Raw genomic sequence first — 19857 nt, 5'->3', positions numbered from 1 at the left:
GTGAGCGCGGCTACTTCGCGGTGCCGTCGAGCCCCTCTAGCAGTGTGGCAAAATCCGTGACATTAGTATCCACCCGCGTGTTTGTACTGCGTCGCTGGTTCGGCTCGCCAACACCCCGATTCCCCTCGCTGGCCCCGCCCGCTGAATGCTCCGCACCCTTTTCTTCAGCTTCGTTCCCAAAATCTGGACCAAAACCGACTACGGCCGAGCGAACACCGACAAGGTACTCGGCAAGCTCACGAGCTGCACGCACCACGCGATTATTCATCTCCGCGCCGGACACTCCGCCGGCGCCATTTCCGGCACCATCGCCAGCACCAAAGTCCTCAGTGGCTGCAAATACAGCAGTCGGCATAACCGTGCCGCGCAGGTAGCTAAACAGCGGACGCATCGCATACTCCAGCACCAACGAATGTCGTGCTGTGCCAGCCGTCGCAGCAATAATGACCGGCATGGAAGTCAGCGCATCCTTATCCAGGGCGTCGAAAAACATCTTGAACAACCCCGAGTAGGACGCTGCGAACACCGGGGGCGCGGCAATCAATCCATCAGCACCGCTGACAGTATCGAGGGCGGCGCGCAATTTTTCGTCGTAAAGCCCTGTGGACATCACAGTGCCGAGGCTGACAGCGAGTTCGCGCAGCTCGACGTACTCAATTTGGAGCCCCTCGCCACGCTTGGAGACCTGCGCCTCGACGGCCTCCGCGATGCGGTCGGCAAGGATGCGCGTGGTTGATGGATCGGAAACACCGGCACTTACGACGACGAGCTTTTTCGCTACTGATTCCTTTCAGCCGGGCGGACGAGAAGGTGCGGGGAATCTGCGCCCTCGGCAACCAGCGAGGCATGCGTCGGCGGGTCGGAAGGCACGTGCGCCGGACGGCGGCGCTCGAACTCTTCACGCAGGACCGGAACGATTTCGGTTCCCAGGATTTCAACCTGCTCCAACGCCATTTCCAGCGGCAGGCCGGCGTGATCGATGAGGAAGAGCTGACGCTGGTAGTCGCCAACGGCGTCTGCATAGCCCAGGTAACGTTCGATGATTTGCTCAGGCGTGCCGACGGTCAGTGGAGTGATGTTCTCGAATTCTTCCAGAGATGGCCCATGTCCATAGACCGGGGCATTGTCGAAGTATGGGCGGAAAATCTCCTTGGCCTTCTTCTCCGTCTCAGCGGCGAAGACCTGACCGCCAAGCCCGACGATTGCCTGATCAGCAGCACCATGACCGTAGTGCTCATAGCGCTGGCGGTAGAGATTGACCATGGCTGTGGTGTGCTCGATATTCCAGAAAATGTGATTATGGAAGAAGCCGTCCCCATAGAAGGCGGCCTGCTCAGCAATCTCAGTGGAGCGGATTGAGCCGTGCCACACGAAAGGTGCTACACCGTCGAGCGGGCGCGGTGTGGACGTAAATGACTGCAGCGGAGTGCGGAATTGACCTTGCCAATCCACATTCTCCTCACGCCAAAGGGTGCGCAGCAGGTGATAGTTCTCGATGGCCAGCGGAATTCCCTTGCGAATATCCTTGCCAAACCACGGATAAACCGGCCCGGTGTTGCCGCGGCCCATCATCAGATCAATGCGACCTTCGGAAAGGTGCTGGAGGTAGGCGTAATCCTCGGCGATGCGCACGGGGTCGGTGGTGGTAATCAGCGTTGTCGAGGTCGACAGAATCAGATTTTCGGTCTGTGCTGTGAGGTTGGCTAATAAAATCGGCGGATTCGCCGGTGCCACAAACGGTGGATTGTGGTGCTGGCCAGTAGCAAATACATCGAGGCCGACCTCTTCGGCCTTCTTCGCTAGGGCGACAGTTGCCTTAATGCGCTCATGTTCAGTAGGGATTTGTCCAGTCGTGGGATCTTTTGTGACGTCGCCAATTGTAAAAATTCCGAATTGCATAATTCTCAATCCTAAATAGCAGTTGTTGACATGTCAACGCCTGTTATGCTGGGCATAAGCACTTAAAACGACTCCATATGAACCGCCTCCAACCAAAGGAGCCTCGCCCAGCCATGACAAAACCCCGAACCGATCGCCCGACCGGATGTGCGCTTCTAAAAAATATTCGGCATTTTCTTTGACCTTTGTTGACACATCATCACATCTAGAGTTATCGTTGACACGTCAACACCGGAAGTTGGTTCCGGCGGACAAAAATACTTCGAAACATTCGAGATACTTTTAACTTTTAGGAGATTCACTATGGCTCTTCAGTCTGGCAACTACGTTCTTGATGCACAGCACTCCACCGTTGGATTCACCGTTCGTCACGCAATGATCACTAAGGTCCACGGTCAGTTCACTGAGTTTGAGTCCGTTATTAATTTTGATGCCGACAAGCCGGAGAATTCCACGGCAAAGGCGACCATTCAGGCGAACTCCATCAACACCAACAATGAAGAGCGCGACAACCACCTGCGCTCGAAGGACTTCTTCGGCACCGACGAAAACCCGACCTTCGAATTCGTTTCCACCGCTATCGAGCTCCAGAGCGAAGAAAAGGCCACCGTTACCGGCGACCTAACCATCAACGGCATCACCAAGCCGGTCACCCTGGATGTCGACATTTTCGGCTCCGCTGAAGACCCATGGGGTCAGACTCGCGTTGGCTTCGAGGCAGCCACCAAGATTGACCGCACCGATTTCGGCATCGATTACAACGCTCCTATTAAGACTGGCGGCCTGCTCCTTGGCAACGAGATTTCCCTGCAGATCGACGGCTCCGCAGTTAAGCAGTAACTAGCAGCCAGAACCCCAGCTGCCCGCACCCCAGTAAAGCGTCCTGCATCCTCATGCAGGGCGCTTTTGCGCAATCAATGTGCAATTAATCTGCCCCCCGCTGTGAGAAAAGCATGGTGCGGGAGCAAAAAAGTGGCATGCTTAGACAGGTGAGTTCCAGTAAAGACACTTCCCAGGGCACCGAAACCACCAACGAGACAACGCAGGACGCTCAGGCTGCGCAGGCCGCTCAGGCCGAGCAGTCCCGTGCTGCCCGTGTTGCCGCCCGTCGTGGAAACATCAGGGCACCTCGCCGCACTCCACTGAAGACACTGGACCAATCCTCCAAGCTGCAGAACGTCCTCTACGACATTCGCGGTCCGGTGACTACTCTCGCCGAGCAGATGGAGGCCGACGGCCACCGCATCATGATGCTCAACACTGGCAATCCGGCGAAGTTCGGCTTTGATGCACCTGACACCATCGTGCAGGACATGGTCCGCGCTCTCCCCCACGCACAGGGCTATTCCGAGTCCAAGGGTATTTACTCCGCACGCCGTGCCGTCGTCACGCGCTATGAGATGGACCCGGACTTCCCCCGTTTCGACGTCAACGACGTCTGGCTGGGCAACGGCGTCTCCGAGCTGATTTCCATCACCACGCAGGCGCTGCTCAACGAGGGCGATGAGGTCCTCATTCCAGCTCCGGATTACCCGCTCTGGACTGCAGCAACCACCCTCGCCGGCGGCAAGGCCGTCCACTACACGTGCGATGAGGAGAATAACTGGGCCCCGGATGTCGAAGACATTCGCTCGAAGGTGACGGATCGCACGAAGGCGATTGTCATCATCAACCCGAACAATCCGACCGGCGCGGTCTACACACGCCAGACACTCGAAGCCATCGTCGATATCGCTCGTGAGCACTCACTCCTGCTGCTTTCCGACGAAATCTACGACCGCATCCTCTACGACGATGCAGAGCACATTTCCACTGCCTCCTTGGCCCCGGATTTGCTCTGTATCACCTTCAACGGCCTGTCCAAGACCTACCGTGTGGCCGGCTACCGCGCTGGCTGGATGGTGCTGACTGGCCCGAAGCGCCACGCAGAGGGCTTTATCGAGGGCATCAACTTGCTGGCCAGCACCCGTCTATGCCCGAATGTCCCTGCTCAACACGGCATTCAGGTGGCACTTGGCGGCTACCAGTCCATCGAGGACTTGATCTTGCCAGGCGGTCGCCTTCTGGAGCAGCGCAATGTCGCCTACGAGGGACTGACCTCAATTCCAGGCGTGAGCTGTGTAAAGCCGATGGGCGCCATGTACGCATTCCCGAAGCTGGATCCGAACGTCTACGAAATTCACGATGACGAGAAGCTGATGCTCGACATCCTGCGTGAAGAGAAGATCCTGATGGTCGGCGGCTCTGGCTTCAACTACCCGACGCCGGATCACTTCCGAATTGTCACCCTGCCGTGGGCACGCGACCTGAAGGAAGCTATCGAGCGCCTAGGCAACTTCCTGGTCAGCTACAAGCAATAGCAGTACTTAAGGTTGCGCACGCTACTGGTTCTGCCCTTCTCACATATCGATGCGCTATTCACTTATGGACACACTGGAGCGCATCGATGAGTGAGTATTGCATCGATAGGTGGGCCATAGCGCTGATGACCACGGCCCGGCGCGCCGGAATGGCGGTACGCCTTCCGGTGCTGGTGCAGCGATTAGGTTATTAAGGGTGGGCAGGCATTCAAAAGATTCAATGAACTCTGACAACCAGCAACCTTTTCGCGTTGCTCCGGGTTCCGACATAGGTGCGCATCTCGACGTACTGAAGAACTCGAACAACGGCTCCCCTACCGGCCGGTTCCGGGCTGTCAATGCCGCGAATCAACCCAACTCTGCAACTTCGGCTGCCCCAGCACGACATGCAGAGCCTGCCGCACATTCAAAACCAGCACCGGCACGGCAAAACGAACCTGCGCAAGCCAAACCAAAACCAACGAAACCGCGGCACAACCCCACAAGAGCACGTCGCTTGCTGGCCACAGTTCTCACAGTTGCTGGTATTGCCACTTTCCTCGCAGTGATTGGGCTCTGGCCATCGGGTGAAGCTCCGAGCCCAGGGCCGGGATTCCTGCAGTCACAGACGTCAGCTGCAGAGACGGTTAAGGGAACCGTCGTAAAGCACAGCGTCGGCGCGTGCAATTCGCCTGACAACGGACGCGTCTTCGATGACCAGCCGCGGCCAGGACTGGCGGCCTCCCTCAATGACCCCGCGGCGCCGAAGTGCCAGCTCTCGGTCATTGAGCTGACCTCGGGTCCAGACGAGGGCAAGAAGACTCTGCTGGAAGCATCCGGCCTTCCCGGCGAGATTGAGCTGGAGGAGGGAGACAAGGTCGTCCTGGCAATTCACCGTCCAAACGCGGCCGGTACCGGAGCTGTCGACAATGGTGCCGTGCCGGATCCGGGGTTGATGACACCGGCTCCCGGCGTTGTTCCCGCGCCTGCCCCTGAGGGCGCAGAGGGTGAGCCTGCTCCTGATGCAGAGGCTCCGGCACCAGCTCCAGCCCCGGAGCAGGAACCAGCACCTGAATCCGACGCAGAAGCCCCCGCTGCCCCCGCTGCCCCCGAAGCTCCTGCTCCTGCCACCGACACTAATGTCGTCGACCTCGCACCTCATCAGGTTGTCGACACCGCTAGCATCGGCAACACCTACACCTTCCTGGACATGGATCGCACCACGACCATCTGGATGTGGCTCGGCGCAGCGGTGCTGCTCATCATCCTCGTCGGCATGACTCGCGGAGTCTTGAGCCTCATTGGTCTTGGCATCACGCTGGCCGCAGTGATGGGATTCCTGGTTCCGGCACTGCTACGCGGTGGCGATCCTGTGGCCTTAGCCATCACGGCGGGCGCGGCGATCCTCTTCCCGGTGCTCTTCCTCGTACATGGCATCAATTGGAAGTCAGCTTCCGCACTGGCGGGAACACTCACCACGATGGTGTTGGCGGCGGGCCTGGCCAACCTCGCAATCTCCACGTCACAGCTACGTGGTCTCGGCAACGAGGACAACCTGCTCATTCAGCTTTACCTGCCTGACGTCTCCGTCACAGGTCTGCTTCTGGCGGGATTCATCATCGGCGCGTTGGGCGTGCTTAACGACGTCACCATCGCCCAGGCATCGACCGTCCAGGAGCTTTACGAAGCAGCTCCGCGGTCGCGGCCTATGGAGGTCTTCCGCTCGGCAATGCGCGTCGGTCGCGATCACATCGCGTCGATGGTCTACACACTGGTACTGGCGTACCTCGGCACCGCACTACCGCTATCGATTTTGTTAAGCGTCTCCGACCGGCCGCTGATGCAGTCGTTGACCTCCGATGTCGTGGCCACAGAGCTGCTGCGTTCCACCATCGGTGCGGTGGCTTTGGTACTCGCAGTGCCGATTACCACCCTCATCGCCGCCTATACCGTGGCCCCGGAGGGTATGAAGTTTCCGAAGCGCTCGAGGGCGGCTAGCATTTAGCCGCGGCCGAGGCAGGTGACATCCCAGCCTGCGGCACGCCACTGGTCGGCTGGCAGGCAGTTGCGGCCGTCGAGCACTGCTGCACGCTTGACCAGCTTCTTCGCAGCCACCGGGTCGATGTCGCGGAACTGCTGCCACTCGGTGGCGACGACAACCATCTCCGTGCCTTCCAGGGCAGCTTCGATGCTCGGTGCGTACTCCAAGGTCGGGAAATTCTTCTTGGCGTTCTCCATGGCCTGCGGGTCATAAACACTCACCGAAGCGCCCGCCAGAGACAGCGAACCAGCAATCGACAGCGCCGGGGAGTCACGCACATCGTCAGAGTTCGGCTTGAAAGCCGCACCCAGCACGGTCACGGTGTGACCGAGCAACGAGCCACCGAAGCTGCCGCGTACCAGGTCAACGGTCTTTTCACGGCGACGCATGTTGATTGCATCGACCTCGCGCAGGAAAGTCAGCGCCTGGTCAACGCCCAGCTCACCAGCGCGGGCCATGAATGCGCGGATATCCTTCGGCAGGCAACCGCCGCCGAAGCCCAGCCCCGCATTGAGGAAGCGGCGGCCAATTCGAGCGTCCATACCGATGGCGTCGGCAAGCGTGGTGATATCCGCACCTGTGACCTCACAGATTTCAGAGACCGCGTTGATGAAGGAAATCTTGGTGGCGAGGAATGCGTTCGCCGACACCTTCACCAGCTCTGCGGTGGCGGTGTCCGCGACGATAAACGGCGTCTCACGCTCAAAGATAGGGCCGAAGCACTCGCGCAGACTTTCCTCAGCGATCGATTCGACTTCCTGACCTGCACCATTGAGGATCATGCCCGGCTTCTGGGTGCCCAGCACCACACGGTCCGGCTCGAGAGTGTCCTTTACCGCGAAGCCCTCGCGCAGGAACTCCGGGTTCCAGGCAATCTCGAGGCTGGTATCCTTCAACTGCTCATCACCAGATGCGGCGCGCTCACCAATCATCTTCGCAGTCAGCGCCTGCAGACGCGGTGCAGTACCGACGGGCACAGTGGACTTACCAAACACTAAATGCTTGCCGACGACGCGCTTAGCCAATTCGGTAATAGCGGCGTCCACATAGCGAACGTCAGCGGCGTAAGAGCCCTTAACCTGCGGAGTTCCAACTCCTACGAAATGGACATTCGCAAATTCAACGGCCTCGTCATAGTTAGTGGTGAAACGTAGCCGCCCCGACTCAACGTGCTTCTTTAGCAGTTCGGGCAAGCCGGGTTCAAAGAAAGGAACTTGGCCTGCGGACAATGCCTCAATCTTGGCGGGATCAACATCTACGCCGAGAACCTCGTGACCCAACTCCGCCATCGCCGCAGCATGAGTGGCACCAAGGTAGCCCGTACCAATAACCGTAATACGCATAAGGGCTATTATTTATCGAAAGATAAAAGGCCTTCAAGCCGATTTAACCCTTAAATGGTGTAAACTAAAGGCCCATATTTAAAGCTTTGACCTGCAGAAACTCTTTATTGAACACTTGTTTACGTTTCTTCACCGAGAATTCACTCGAGGCTATTCACAATTCATTTATGCCCCGAGTTCCCAATGCCTTATTCCTCATCGCGGAAGTTGAGGTATGCACGCGAAGGCGTCGGGCCTCGCTGCCCTTGATACTTCGAACCGAGCTTGCCAGAACCGTAAGGCACCTCTGCCGGCGAGGACATCTTGAACAGTGCCAGCTGACCGACCTTCATATTCGGCCACAATGCGATGGGCAAATTCGCCACATTGGATAGCTCCAGCGTGATGTGGCCTGAAAAGCCTGGGTCAATAAAGCCGGCGGTCGAGTGCGTTGCCAGGCCCAGACGCCCCAGCGAAGACTTACCTTCCAGGCGGCCTGCCAAGTTTGGCGGAATAGTGAAGTATTCCAAAGTCGATGCCAGGACGAACTCGCCCGGATGAAGAATGAAGGGCTGCCCTTCTGGAACCTCGTGCGGGGACGTCAGTTCTTCCTGCGGCAACTTCGGATCGATGTGCGTGTACTGCGAGTTGTTAAAAACTCGGAAGAACTTGTCCAGACGCACGTCGATGGACGAAGGCTGAATCATCTTCGGGTCAAAAGGATCAATGCCGAGATGGCCGGAGCCTTCGGCATCGATAGCGGCACGAATATCACGATCTGAGAGCAACACATAGACCAGCTTAACCGCTCTGTAATGCACAGCGTGTGTCGGTTGCAGGATAAACCCCACTAAATTCAGTGGAACGGCTGCCAACCAATTTTTTCGACGCGAATCGAGAGTGCTACATTGAAGTTACAGAGGGCGACTGATTGCCTGCATGTCACATCTACTGTGCCAATCTCGTGGCGTGCTTTTAATCATTCCGCCTACTGTGTGCCGATGTAGTTCAATGGTAGAACTCCTGCTTCCCAAGCAGGCGGCGCGGGTTCGATTCCCGTCATCGGCTCCACTATGACGTCGAAAATGATAAGTAGGCGTTTGCGTTAGCAGGCGTTGATTTGGTCGAGGCGGACGCTATGGTCGGCGACCTCGGTAACGAGTTCAGCGTCGTGGGTGATGACAATGACGACGGCACCAGTGTCAGCGAGTTTACGCATTACCCGGGAAATCGCGACAAGGTGCTTGTAGCCAACACCGGACGTGGGCTCGTCGAAGATGTAAACTTTCTTGTTCGCAGCAAGCGCTGTAGCAATAACCAGGCGTTGGCGTTGCCCGCCAGAGAGTGCTTGGGGATGATCAGCCTCGTGGTCGGCAAGGTCGAGTTCTTCAAGGATCGCGTGGGCATCGATGCGTTGCTTTTCGGCTTTGGTCGTGCCGAGCGTGACTTCGTCAATGACTGTGTCCGAGAACAACTGTCGGGTAGGGTCTTGCATCACAAGGTAGGAGTCACGGCTGGTGAATTTCTGTCCATTGAGTGTGATGGATGTATGCTTGGCCTTTTCAAGTCCGCAGACGATCCGTGCCAGTGTTGATTTGCCCGACCCGCACGGGCCCAACAGTGCAGTGATTTTCCCTTCCGGGAAGAGCACATGGTCGATGTTGAGGACTGTGTTTCCGTGGCGGTAGGCGAAGGTGAGGTTGTCAATCGTGAGCCCATCTCCTGCCGGTTGCGGTAGCTGCGGCATGGGCACGGGCACAAGGGATCGCAGTCCAAGCTGTTTGCGCTCCTCATCCGAGGTAGCGTAGAACTCTTCGCCGGTTGCGGTGAGGGCGATATTGCCTTTGTCGAAGCAGTAGACGCGGTCGACAATCCCGGCGAGGAAACTCAGCCGGTGTTCAGCGATGATGATGGTGTGCCCGTCTTTTTTGAGCCGGGCGATGAGCGTGGCGAGTTGGTCGATAACGTCAGCGGACAAGTTCGCGGTCGGCTCGTCAAAGACGATCAGCGACGTGTTGTTGCACATGGCGATGGCGCAGGCCACGCGTTGCATCTGCCCACCCGACAGTTGTGTGACGCGGGATTCCAACTGGTCGGCGATACCTAACTCGGCGGCAACCTCGTCAATGCGGGCACTAATCTCCTGCGGGTCGCGGCCGAGATTTTCTGGGCCGAAGGCGAGTTCTTGGCGCACGTGAGTGGTGTAGAACTGGGTGCGCGGGTTTTGAAACACTGTCGAACAGTGGTGGGCAAGCTCTGATAGATCTACTCGTGCCACGTCAATGTCGTCGACTGTGACGCTTCCGGTAAGGTCGCCGTCGTGGAAGTGCGGGATCAGCCCGTTAAACAGCCGTAGCGCGGTAGTTTTCCCTGACCCAGACGCGCCGCACAGCAAGGTGACGGTTCCAGGTGTGATGGTGATGGTTGCGTCTGTGATTGAGGGGTGGTCTGCTCCCCGATAGGTGAAGGTGACGCCGGTGGCTTGGGCTGTTGTCATAGGGTGATTCTCCATATCGCGAAGCCGATAACGATGAGCAGAATGACCGCGTCGACCACCCGGAATTTCACGACCGTGACTGAGGTAGGCTTTGCGGTTCCGCCCAGTCCGCGTACAAGGGCAGCAGATGCCAGTTCGTCCCCGCTTCGCACCACGGTCGATAGCAGCGGGATCGTGAAGTACTGGGCCGCGCGCAGGGAAAGCGCGGACATCCCGCGAAGCTTCATCGCATCTGAGATCGCTTTAACCTCGTGGCCGATCACGGGCAGCACCCGTAACGCGACTGAGATAGGGATCGTCAAACAAGTCGGGATTCGTGAGCTGGCTAGTGCTTTTTGCAAGGTGGCAGGTCGGATTACACCGATCGCGTATGCGCCCATGCCTGCGCTGACGCTGAATCGCCACATCCACTGCAGAAACAGCACGAGGAATGCGCTGGCTGTTGATTTCCAGACCAGGGGTATCACATAAACGAGCCCACCGAGGACCGCAAACGTGGCCAGGTAGACGGCCACCCAGCTCGGGCGCACGAGCGTGTTGGGGTTGATCGAGGCGCTCGCCAGCATCACGGCAGCGAATCCGCCCAGAGCACACACGAACCACGGCGAGTAGGAACTGTAGATCGTGGTGGAGACGATGACGAGCGCTACGATAATCGTGCGCGGGTCGGGAAGTTTAGACAAGACCGGCCCGTTCAAAGTGTTTGCGCGCGACCCTGGTTCCCAACAGACCAGCAAGCCAGCCAACGATGAGCATCACGACGAAGAAGCCCAACAGAATCGGGATAGTGACAACCTGGGCCATCTTCGCGGCATACTCGGCGCCCATTTGTTCGGCGATCTGCGACATATATGCCTCTCGGTTCATAAATAGCGGCATCCACGGTGACACGTAGATCGGCAGAATAAACAGTGCGTATGCCAGCGGAACGCGAACCTTCACGCTCTTCGGCCCCTTGGTGATGACTAGGTCGGCGAGCAGGCCGAATACAGCGGCGATCGCGATGCCGCCCACCCAGTGGCCGGTCACGAAGAAGAGGATTTCGATGAGGATCAGCATGATGGTCAATGCCCCCATCTTCGGAGTGCGTGCTGTGAACAGCGCAAAGACGATGCCGTTAACGAGGATAGAAAGCAAGAAGCCGGCATACATGGCGACGGGGATGAACCCGAGCATTCCGAATGCAAACACGATGACGAACATCAAGGCAGTGAAGACGCCGATGTTGATGAAGTCGCGCGTGTTGAGGCGCGAGGATGTGCGTGTGGACATAGTTTTTCCTTTTATGTGCTGATATGCGCTGTGTTTAGACGAGTTGCCATCCGCCTGCGTTGATGCGCTCTTGCCAGAAATCGCGGTATTGACCCGGCTGGTTGACCAGCTCGTCGTGAGGCCCGCGCTGGGCGATACGCCCACCGTGGGAGAGCACAATAATTTGGTCAGCTTGGCGAATGGTTTCCAGTTTGTGGGCGATCACGATCAGCGTGGAGTGCTTGCGTAGCTCGTTCATCGCCGCAACAATGTTGGCTTCATTTTCCGCGTCCAATGCGCTGGTGGCCTCATCGAACAGCACGATCGGGGCCTTCTTCACCAAGGCGCGAGCGATGGACACTCGTTGGCGTTCCCCACCTGACAGTGCACGCCCGCCAGCGCCCGCCAATGAATTCCAGCCATCTGGGAGGCGGTTGACGATTTCCGTCACGCCCGACAGGTCAGCGGCCCACCTGATTTCTTCATCGGTAGCTTCTGGGTTGCCAAGGCGAATGTTGGCCTCAAGCGTGTCATTGAATAAGTAGACGTCTTGGAAGACCAGGGATATCTGGCGCATCAAATCTTCGGTGGTCTGCTCACGCACATCAACCCCGCCAACGCGCACGCTGCCGGACTGCACATCCCAGAAACGTGCAACCAACCGGGCGATCGTCGTCTTCCCGCACCCAGATGGACCAACCAGGGCACACATGCCGCCTTGCGGGACATGGAAGGAGAAATCACGGAGAACCGGGGTGTCCGGATCGTAGCCGAAGGTCACATCATCGAAGCGAACATCACCAGGAGCGCTCACCGGTGTGGAGGTGACAGGTTCGGACAGTTCGGGAGCGTCCATGACCTTGTCGACGTGGTTCATCTGCTGGCGGCGTTCTTCCAGCCCAGATATATTTCCGCCAATGTCTTGGAGCATGGTGGTGAACCGCAGGCACATGCCGATTGTCACCAAGGCGTTCAGCGCATTCATCTGCCCGCCGAGGGTGAGTTGGGCGGTGAGCCAGATCATCACCACAATGAGCGCTTGGACGAACATCCCATTAATCAGGTTCGCTAGTGTTTCGAACCACAATGCTTTGCGGCCCTTGCGGTCAGCCTGGTCGAAAGCCTGATCAAGGGCCGGGTAGTCGTCGGCGACGTGACAGGAACGCAATGCACCTTGGCAGGTGGCGAATTCGACCATGCGAGCCGCCAACTCTGACTCGGCTGGTTCGGAAACCTTCTTGCCCTTATCGAGAAGCACACGGGAGATATGGAGGAAGGCAAGCATGATCGGGAACGCGATCGTCAAGGTCAGTCCCAGCCGCCAATCCCAGAACCAGGTTCCCACAGTGACTACGAGCACGGCTGAGAGTTTTTGGACGAGGGAGAAAATGAAATGTGCCGCCGACTCGCCCAAGTCCATCATTTCCTTGGTGACCATGCGCGACAGTCGGCCAGAGCTACCCGAATCGAACACTCCCAGTGGTAGGCGGGCTACTTTGTTACCTACTGCCTGGTGGACGTCGTGAATGAATCCAAGCGCGCCGATATAGCCGGTGCGCATGCCATAAAACTCCGTGCCCACGCCCAGCACCGCGAACACCGCCAAGGCGATGAGCCAGCCCCAAAACGACAGCCCCCACACCGGCATTCCGGTCGCCAAGGCGCTTGCTGCAGGGAGTAGCGCGAGCAGGGCAAAGCCGTGACACAGTCCTGAGACCGCACCCCACGCTTGACCGACCGAGAGGTCTCGCCACGAGGTGGGTTCCATCAAACGCTTAAAGCGTGGCAGCAATAGTTGATTCATCGTTTCATCTCCTCGCATGCACCTTGGGCAAGAAGTGCCTGATAGTGCGCATTACCCAACAGCTCGTCGTGTTTACCGACCACAGCAATGCCCCCGCGTTCCATGACGACAATTTGGTCTGCCCCTCTGATCGAGGCCAGTCGGTGGGCGATCACAATCACGGTTCTGCCTTTGGCAAGAGTCGAGAGAGCTTGTTGGATTTTCGATTCCGATTCCGGGTCCGCCATCGCCGTCGCCTCGTCCAGCACCAACACTGGGGCATCAACCATGAGCGCCCGGGCGATCGCGATACGGGCTGCCTGCCCGCCCGAAACGTGGGTGTCCTCCCCCAACACAGTGTCGTAACCATCGGGCAGGCTCATGATGAACTCGTCGATCTGCGCTGCTCTCGCTGCCTGCCGCACCTGCTCCAAGGTTGCGTCTCGCGCGCCCAGGGCAATGTTGTTGTGGATGGTGTCGCGAATAAGCTGTGCATCTTGCAGGACGAATGCGACCGTCGAATACAACACATCCTGGGAAATGCTCTTTAGATCAACCCCGCCGATGGTGATCGTGCCAGCGTCCGGGTCATCGAAGCGGGCAATTAAACTCGCCAACGTCGACTTCCCCGCACCCGACGGGCCAACCAGCGCGGTCACCGTGCCTGCCGGAATGCTCAGGCTCACCTCGTCTAATGCCTGGGTGTCGTCATAGGCATACGACACACCCCGAATCTCGATATCATGACCGTGTGGTGTCTGTGGCGCATCGGGCTGACTCAACACCGGTAGCTCCATGACATTCACCAGCCGTACTGCCGCTGAACCTGCGAGCTGATAAGACCAGGCGATGGTTGCGACTGCCATCAACGCTCCCGGCAGCACCAAGGCGATCAACGTCGTCGTTATCACCTCGTAGATGCTCACCCAACCGGCGTTCATCATCAACGCGCCACCGCCAAGGTTCACGATCAACAGCACCGGGATCGACACCCACGAAAATGAGGCGACCGACATCGACACCAGCGGCATACACCACGCCCGGTAGAACTTAGAAAACTCGTTAGCTGCATCTAAATAGGCTTTATGTGCTTGGCCGACCTTGCCGAACGCTTTCACCACTGAGATACCGGCAACGAACTCGGCCATCGTTGCCGAAACCTGAGCGAGCTTGGTGTCCATTTCCGCGGTCTTCTCATTCATCCCTCGCATCGACATGCCATACATGCCCACATAAACCGGAATCGTTGCAATCGACAGCAGAGCGAGCCGCCAATCCACCACGAACGCATAGGCCAACAAGGCGAGCGGGGAGACGATTGCGTTCAGTTTCTCGATCGGCCCGTGTGCGATCACTGTGTGCACCGTGGCCGTATCATCCTGAATGGTCTTGCGGATCTTCCCTTCGCCCTCGCGGGTAAACCACGACAGCGGAGCAGTCGACATTCGGGCGGCAATTTGCCGACGCATCTGATTACGCAACGACAGGTCAATAAAATGCGTCACGCCCAACGCAACAAAATACAAAGTCAACCGCGCCATGTAAGCAGAAACAAGGAGCATCACGATCCAGTTCACCCGCGCCGGGTCCACCCGGTCTTGCATCAGCGCAGCTCCCAGCTCCACCAAAGCCACATAGGGTGCGATAGCCAACACCCCAGAGGCGAACGTTAAGGCCTGCGCGATAAACAGTTTGCCTTTCACCGGCTGCGATAGCTGACGGATCGCGTTCTGGCCAGCGACTGATTTTTCCTTCGCCGACCCATACTCGCCTTCAACAACCTGATCCGTTGCACTTTCGTTCACGTAAGCACCATCCTTCTTAGGCATGCCTAACCTTACTATATTTCTGGGAGGTGTGTCTACTGTGCACGTCAACTGATACGAACATCACCCTTTCAGGGCAATCCTCACCTGTTCACCGGTGCGGAACACGAACCGGATCGCGTCCTCGGTGACAATGGCGTGGTCGATAAGTGCGCTCCATTGTGCGGGGTGAAACTCGCTCACAGGTTCCCCTGTCAGATCATTCAGGGTTGTGGTGATGGCGGCGTGCTTGGCGGTGTTCGCTGCGATATCTTTTTCCAGGCTTGTTCTACGTGCGAGCGTCTTACGGTAGGTAGTATCGAGTTCGGCGTACGCGGATTGGCAGGCGTCCTGGTCGAGCGCACACCGCTGGTTTTCCGCAATCAGCGCTTCGATCTGCTCGTCTTTCACCGTCGCGCTGCTGCAGGGATGTTCGTCTGTGTATTTATGGTTGCATTGCCAAACTGCGTCTTTGCATTTCGTGTTCGACGCCCACGTTTTACGCCCATACCACGCCCCACACCGAGCACATTCCAGCCGGGTGGAGAACAACCCGACTTTCGCTGACTATATGTTGCCATGCCTGGTGGCGAGTTCGTATTGCATCTGATCCCAGATACGCGGTTCGGTAATCGGCTCATGATTACCTGATACATAGTATTGGGGTACTTCGCCTTCGTTGACCTTCATCTTCTTAGTAAGGAAATCGGTGGTGAACGTCTTTTGCAGCAGGGCGTCGTCCTTGTATTTTTCGTTGGACAGGATGGAGCACACTGTCGAGGTTGACCACACTTCTTTCCCGCGCGGGGTGAGAATCTTGCGGGCAGCGAGCTCGGTTTTAATCTCACTGATCGCTATCCCATCAAGGAACAGCTGGTAGATCAACCGCACGGTCGGAGCCTGCGTCTCGTCGATGACGAGGCTTCCACCCTCGCCTTTCTTATATCCGAGTAGCACCAATTACCCATAATCCCCACGCCGACTCCCGTTTCGGAGGAGTTGGCGTGGGGCTTTTACGTGGTCGCGGTTTACGAGGATGGCGACGGCGCAGTGTATCTCAGCCACCGCAGCACTGCTTTGACACGACGGTTGTTATCTTCCGGCTGAAAGCCGAGCTTCAAGAACACATTCGCCACATGCTTACTCACAGCACCTGCGGTTAGTACCAGGCGTTTTTCTATTTCCTTATTACTGAGCCCCTGCGCCATTAGGTCGAGCACTTCGCGCTCACGTGGAGTCAGCGCGGCGATGCCGTCCTGCTTTGCGGCCAGTAGCGTCGCAACCACTTCAGGGTCGACCACGGTACCGCCACCGCGTACCTCTTCCAGCGCCGCAACGAAGTGCTCGACATCAGAGACGCGTTCTTTCAACAAGTACCCAAAGCCACCATGCTGCAGCAGGCGATCTAAGTAACTGGCCGCCACGTATTGGCTGAGCACGACAACCGACTGGTCAGGGTTGCCCTGGCGAAGTTTGCTGACAGCGAGCAATCCGTCGTCACGCATGTTCGGTGGCATCCGGACATCGCTGACGATGACATCGAACGTCTGCCCTTCGACAGTGTCGAGCAGCTGATCCGCATCGCCGACGGCGACGACCTCGTGTCCCAGCGCCCGCAGCAGGCCGGTCAGCCCCTCGCGCAGGAGTACGGAGTCCTCTGCCAGCAGTACTTTCATCGTGTCCTTCCTTGGCGAACAGGCAGTTCCAACCGCAATTCGGCACCACCGTCGGCGTTGGTGAGCGACACGGTGCCACCGAGCGCTGCCGCCCGTTCGCGCAGGCCCGCAATGCCGGTTCCCGTGCCATGCTTTACGACGTCTACAGCGTCCGCCCCCGATGGTGCTTCCAGGCCTACGCCATTGTCGCGCACAGTGACCGTAAGCGTACCCGGATGAGACACGAGCGCCCTCTTCGGAGTCTGAACCGCGAGAGTGATATCAGCTCGATCGGCATGGCCATGCTTGGTGGCGTTGGTCAGCCCCTCCGCTGCGCTGTGGTAAGCGAGTAACGCTGTGGTTTCGTCAATCGGGCCGAAGTCGGAAACACCATTTTCACGGACGGACACCTGCATTCCGGAGTGCGCTGACAGCTCCCTCACTGCAGCGACCAGTCCGTTTTCAAACAGTACCGGCGGGGCAATGCCGAGCACCACGGAGCGCAGCTGTGCAAGAGCCTGCGTTGCATTGCGGTCGGCGGCGGAGAGTGCCTCGGCTACATCTTCTTCAGTCTTACCCATGCGAGCAGCGGCAATGTTGAGTTTCAAGGCGGTTAGGTGTTGCTGCGGACCGTCGTGAAGCTCGCGCTCAATGCGACGGCGCTCGCCTGAGAAGGAGTCAATGAGCACGTCGCGGGATTGGGTAACTTCTTCGCTGGATGGTGCGAGGATGACGCGGGAGAGCCAAATGGACAGCAGGCCGGCACCGAGGTTGATGGCGATGGTCAGCACCAAAAAGAGAATTGCGAAAACCCAGGCAACAGCGATTTTCTGTGTTGGGTCCGTCAGAGTCCAGCTGAAAAACTGCACTTCATCAACCAGGAAAGGTGCAGCGAAGAGCACTCCGACAGTAAAACCACCGCCGACCCACGCTGTAAAGGTGACGAACCCAATGACCAGTTGGACGAGCAGGTTGACGAAGTTGCGGATGTCGAACCAACGATTGGTCACGCGGTTGGCAATCGGGGTGCCGGACCACGATGCCACCCAGCGAGAGAGCCAGTCGGCACCTCGGCCGATGAGCGGAATCCACGGCAGAAGCACAACAGAGGCAATCAAACCCGGAATGAACAGCAGGCCGAGAATAAAACTCCAGGCCAGCGCGATTAAATTCTTTTTCTTTGGCATAGGTTCAAAGCTAAGTTGACCCGGGTTCAAATACAGTGGAGCTAACTCCTCTAAATTCAGTCGAGCTGAATACGTCCCGGCTTCTTTTCGCCGATACCTCGGTCGGCCAGTTCGTCATCAATGTACGTTGGCCGACCGACAGCCAGCCCAAGCACTGCAAGCACGACCGTAGTACCAAGCAGTACGACCAGAATAGGTGTCCACGTTTCCGTCGTTCCAGCGGCCACACCCACCAGGAATGGCCCGACTGCGGAGAAAATGTAGCCGATTGGCTGCACGAAGCCGGACAGCCGCGCGGTCAGCTCATGGCTGCGCGTGCGGCCCGGAATCAGCGCGATAGCCATGGGGAAACAAAAACCACCCACGCCCAGCAGGAACGCAGCCCCAATCGCGTATCCAACACCAGTTTCCGCCGCTCCCCGCTGGTCGATCAGAATCATCAACGCATACCCGAGGAAGAAAAGGCAGCCGAGACCAAAAGCGACGTAGGACATGGTGCGGAGCCGTGCAATCAGCGGTGGCATCAGCAGACCGCCGATGATGCCCAGCCCTTGAACAATCATGGATGCCGCGGTAGCTACACTGACGCTGATGCCTGCGTCGATAAGCATTTTCGGCATCCAGCCCATCAACACGTAAGCGTTCATCGACTGCACGCCGAAGAAAACTGCCAGCGCAATGGCTGTCGGAGACTTCCAGATTGGCGTGTTTGCCGAGGAGCTGACCGAGGCCTTCGGATAGTCGAATCCGATGCGCGCACGCAGCGGCAACCACACAACGAGCTGAACAAAGGCGGTGATCGCCCATACGGCAATCGCCCAGCGCCACATATCGACGCCGCCTGTGGACGCTTCGGGTGAATCGCTAATCAAAAACGCCGTCGCCGGCCCCAGTCCGCCCCCGAGGGCGAGCATGCTGGAGTACAACATCATCAGCACGACGGCATGACGGCCGCCATGCACCTTGATCCACGCAGGTAGCAGTACATTTCCCAGCGCAATACCCGCAACCGACAACGCCGTAAACAGAAGGAATAGCCAGATGCTGCTCACCCACGGGCGCACCGCAAGGCCGACGAATAGCAACGTCGCAGACAGTGTGAGTGCACCGCTTAAGCCCATTCGCTTGCCGACGGAAACCGCGGACAACCCAATCGCGAAAAATGCGAGCCCCGGAATCGCTGTAATCAAACCACCAAAGGCGGAGGAAGCGCCAAGGTCGGATAGGAGCTGATCAAGCACCGGACCGATTGACGCAATACTCGGGCGCAAATTCAGCGCCGCGACGATTACGGCGATAACAAGAACGGGAACGCTGAGCGCGATGGCATTCTTCGAGGACCCAGCAGCCTTTGGCTGTGGTTGCCCTGGTTTTTCTTCTATCGCCATAACAATGGACGTTACCGCTTCTTGCTAATGACTCTCTAGCCGACCCGAGCCCGCTGGTTCGGGGAAGCTTAAAAAACTAGCGTGCTGAATGTTGCTGTTGTCCTATCCTGGACTACAACGACATCTCTTCTTCTTTATCTATTGACAGTCTTTCGGCTATCTCTGACGTAAGGATTGAACTCATAAATGGTTGAACCGATTTCTGATTCCATGCTCATTGCCTACGACGGCTCCGACGAAGCCAAGCGGGCGCTGGCCTATGCCGGAAAACTGCTGCGCGTTAAGAAGGCCTACATTCTGACTGCCTGGGAACCCCTGCAGCGCGCTGCAGCTCGCACTGCTGGCGCCTCTGGCATGATGCAGCCCGACTGGGATGCCACGACTGAAGACGGCGATCCGGCTCACGACGAGGCCGTCCGTATTTGCCGTGAGGGTGTGCAGATTGCCGCTGAGGCCGGCTTCGTCGCGGAGCCCTACTTGGTAGAGACTGAAACTACTATCTGGTCGGCCATCGTCGATGCAGCTCACGACCTCGATGCGGGCGTGATTATCTCCGGCACTCGTGGTGTGACTGGTTTGCGTGGTCTGTTCACCGCCTCGACCTCTGACGCGTTGCTGAAGAATGCTGGCCGCCCGGTCCTCGTCGTTCCGGGGGAAAAGGAGTAATTTCTAGAAAATTTTTAAAAACTT

17 protein-coding genes, 1 tRNA gene and 1 pseudogene are annotated in these 19857 nt (G+C 57.8%); 5 read left to right on the top strand and 14 right to left on the bottom strand.

From position 1 onward, the window contains the following. Positions 1–10: 10 nt before the first annotated feature. A pseudogene (locus CRD13_RS07205) lies at positions 11–760 on the bottom strand (CE1759 family FMN reductase); the annotation flags it as partial. Positions 761–777: 17 nt separating this feature from the next. Further along, entirely contained in the window at positions 778–1899 is a 1122-nt protein-coding gene (locus CRD13_RS07200; RefSeq protein WP_070546015.1) for a CE1758 family FMN-dependent luciferase-like monooxygenase, read from the bottom strand. 303 nt (positions 1900–2202) lie between these two features. Between CRD13_RS07200 and CRD13_RS07195 the strand changes: the two genes are divergently transcribed. The 3 genes from CRD13_RS07195 to CRD13_RS07185 all read left to right on the top strand — a co-directional run bounded on the left by CRD13_RS07195 (position 2203) and on the right by CRD13_RS07185 (position 6243). Further along, positions 2203–2739 carry a YceI family protein gene (locus CRD13_RS07195; RefSeq protein WP_016421578.1) on the top strand — a complete coding sequence of 179 codons (537 nt, stop codon included), beginning with the start codon at positions 2203–2205 and terminating at the stop codon, positions 2737–2739. 149 nt (positions 2740–2888) lie between these two features. Then, positions 2889–4259, top strand: coding sequence for a pyridoxal phosphate-dependent aminotransferase (locus CRD13_RS07190; RefSeq protein WP_370449407.1), 1371 nt, complete (start codon positions 2889–2891; stop codon positions 4257–4259). Positions 4260–4755: 496 nt separating this feature from the next. After that, positions 4756–6243 (top strand): YibE/F family protein, encoded by a 1488-nt coding sequence (locus CRD13_RS07185; RefSeq protein ID WP_049193753.1) that lies wholly within the window; start codon positions 4756–4758, stop codon positions 6241–6243. Here CRD13_RS07185 and CRD13_RS07180 read toward each other — a convergent pair. Further along, the gene (locus CRD13_RS07180; protein WP_187401478.1) at positions 6240–7622 is read right to left on the bottom strand and encodes a UDP-glucose/GDP-mannose dehydrogenase family protein; all 1383 of its coding nucleotides are present in this window, start codon (positions 7620–7622) and stop codon (positions 6240–6242) included. The genes CRD13_RS07185 and CRD13_RS07180 overlap by 4 nt on opposite strands. A gap of 188 nt (positions 7623–7810) precedes the next feature. After that, positions 7811–8392, bottom strand: a complete 582-nt coding sequence (gene dcd, locus CRD13_RS07175) for a dCTP deaminase (protein ID WP_038626826.1) — start codon at positions 8390–8392, stop codon at positions 7811–7813. 206 nt (positions 8393–8598) lie between these two features. Here dcd and CRD13_RS07170 point away from each other — a divergent pair. After that, positions 8599–8672: transfer RNA gene (locus CRD13_RS07170), tRNA-Gly, on the top strand. A gap of 34 nt (positions 8673–8706) precedes the next feature. Here the strand turns inward: CRD13_RS07170 and CRD13_RS07165 are convergent. The 10 genes from CRD13_RS07165 to CRD13_RS07125 form a co-directional block, all read right to left on the bottom strand. Continuing rightward, positions 8707–10098 (bottom strand): ABC transporter ATP-binding protein, encoded by a 1392-nt coding sequence (locus tag CRD13_RS07165; RefSeq protein ID WP_070833512.1) that lies wholly within the window; start codon positions 10096–10098, stop codon positions 8707–8709. After that, positions 10095–10781 (bottom strand): energy-coupling factor transporter transmembrane protein EcfT, encoded by a 687-nt coding sequence (locus CRD13_RS07160; protein WP_070429406.1) that lies wholly within the window; start codon positions 10779–10781, stop codon positions 10095–10097. Before CRD13_RS07160 ends, CRD13_RS07165 begins: the two co-directional genes overlap by 4 nt. Continuing rightward, complete coding sequence (locus CRD13_RS07155) at positions 10774–11370, bottom strand: MptD family putative ECF transporter S component (RefSeq protein WP_187401477.1); 597 nt, start codon at positions 11368–11370, stop codon at positions 10774–10776. The genes CRD13_RS07160 and CRD13_RS07155 overlap by 8 nt, the downstream gene beginning before the upstream one ends. 34 nt (positions 11371–11404) lie before the next feature. Continuing rightward, positions 11405–13153, bottom strand: coding sequence for an ABC transporter ATP-binding protein (locus CRD13_RS07150; protein WP_016421586.1), 1749 nt, complete (start codon positions 13151–13153; stop codon positions 11405–11407). Next, positions 13150–14937 (bottom strand): ABC transporter ATP-binding protein, encoded by a 1788-nt coding sequence (locus CRD13_RS07145; protein ID WP_070833601.1) that lies wholly within the window; start codon positions 14935–14937, stop codon positions 13150–13152. The genes CRD13_RS07150 and CRD13_RS07145 overlap by 4 nt, the downstream gene beginning before the upstream one ends. Positions 14938–15021: 84 nt before the next feature. Then, positions 15022–15489, bottom strand: a complete 468-nt coding sequence (locus tag CRD13_RS11020; RefSeq protein ID WP_224433374.1) for a zinc ribbon domain-containing protein — start codon at positions 15487–15489, stop codon at positions 15022–15024. Positions 15490–15504: 15 nt separating this feature from the next. Next, positions 15505–15894: a recombinase family protein gene (locus CRD13_RS11015; RefSeq protein ID WP_070429408.1), complete on the bottom strand. Its 390-nt coding sequence runs from the start codon at positions 15892–15894 to the stop codon at positions 15505–15507. A 71-nt stretch (positions 15895–15965) separates the two neighbouring features. Next, entirely contained in the window at positions 15966–16613 is a 648-nt protein-coding gene (locus CRD13_RS07135; RefSeq protein WP_187401476.1) for a response regulator transcription factor, read from the bottom strand. Continuing rightward, complete coding sequence (locus CRD13_RS07130; protein ID WP_187401475.1) at positions 16610–17779, bottom strand: sensor histidine kinase; 1170 nt, start codon at positions 17777–17779, stop codon at positions 16610–16612. Before CRD13_RS07130 ends, CRD13_RS07135 begins: the two co-directional genes overlap by 4 nt. 56 nt (positions 17780–17835) lie before the next feature. After that, complete coding sequence (locus CRD13_RS07125; RefSeq protein WP_083280580.1) at positions 17836–19167, bottom strand: MFS transporter; 1332 nt, start codon at positions 19165–19167, stop codon at positions 17836–17838. A gap of 186 nt (positions 19168–19353) precedes the next feature. On the opposite strand from CRD13_RS07125, the gene CRD13_RS07120 reads away from it, so the two are divergent. Further along, complete coding sequence (locus tag CRD13_RS07120; protein WP_005510532.1) at positions 19354–19833, top strand: universal stress protein; 480 nt, start codon at positions 19354–19356, stop codon at positions 19831–19833. Positions 19834–19857 lie beyond the last annotated feature (24 nt).

Source organism: Corynebacterium sp. LK26 (genome assembly GCF_014335085.1).
Taxonomy (GTDB): domain Bacteria; phylum Actinomycetota; class Actinomycetes; order Mycobacteriales; family Mycobacteriaceae; genus Corynebacterium; species Corynebacterium jeikeium_D.
This window is presented reverse-complemented; position numbering and strand designations above follow the sequence as displayed.

What these genes read in the sequence shown, in the direction of transcription:
- CRD13_RS07125 (WP_083280580.1), bottom strand. Translation starts at nt 19,167, where the DNA reads ATGGCGATAGAAGAAAAACCAGGGCAACCACAGCCAAAGGCTGCTGGG.
- CRD13_RS07195 (WP_016421578.1), top strand. Translation starts at nt 2,203, where the DNA reads ATGGCTCTTCAGTCTGGCAACTACGTTCTTGATGCACAGCACTCCACC.
- CRD13_RS07180 (WP_187401478.1), bottom strand. Translation starts at nt 7,622, where the DNA reads ATGCGTATTACGGTTATTGGTACGGGCTACCTTGGTGCCACTCATGCT.
- CRD13_RS07130 (WP_187401475.1), bottom strand. Translation starts at nt 17,779, where the DNA reads ATGCCAAAGAAAAAGAATTTAATCGCGCTGGCCTGGAGTTTTATTCTC.
- CRD13_RS07200 (WP_070546015.1), bottom strand. Translation starts at nt 1,899, where the DNA reads ATGCAATTCGGAATTTTTACAATTGGCGACGTCACAAAAGATCCCACG.
- CRD13_RS07120 (WP_005510532.1), top strand. Translation starts at nt 19,354, where the DNA reads ATGGTTGAACCGATTTCTGATTCCATGCTCATTGCCTACGACGGCTCC.
- CRD13_RS07135 (WP_187401476.1), bottom strand. Translation starts at nt 16,613, where the DNA reads ATGAAAGTACTGCTGGCAGAGGACTCCGTACTCCTGCGCGAGGGGCTG.
- CRD13_RS07155 (WP_187401477.1), bottom strand. Translation starts at nt 11,370, where the DNA reads ATGTCCACACGCACATCCTCGCGCCTCAACACGCGCGACTTCATCAAC.
- CRD13_RS07165 (WP_070833512.1), bottom strand. Translation starts at nt 10,098, where the DNA reads ATGACAACAGCCCAAGCCACCGGCGTCACCTTCACCTATCGGGGAGCA.
- CRD13_RS07150 (WP_016421586.1), bottom strand. Translation starts at nt 13,153, where the DNA reads ATGAATCAACTATTGCTGCCACGCTTTAAGCGTTTGATGGAACCCACC.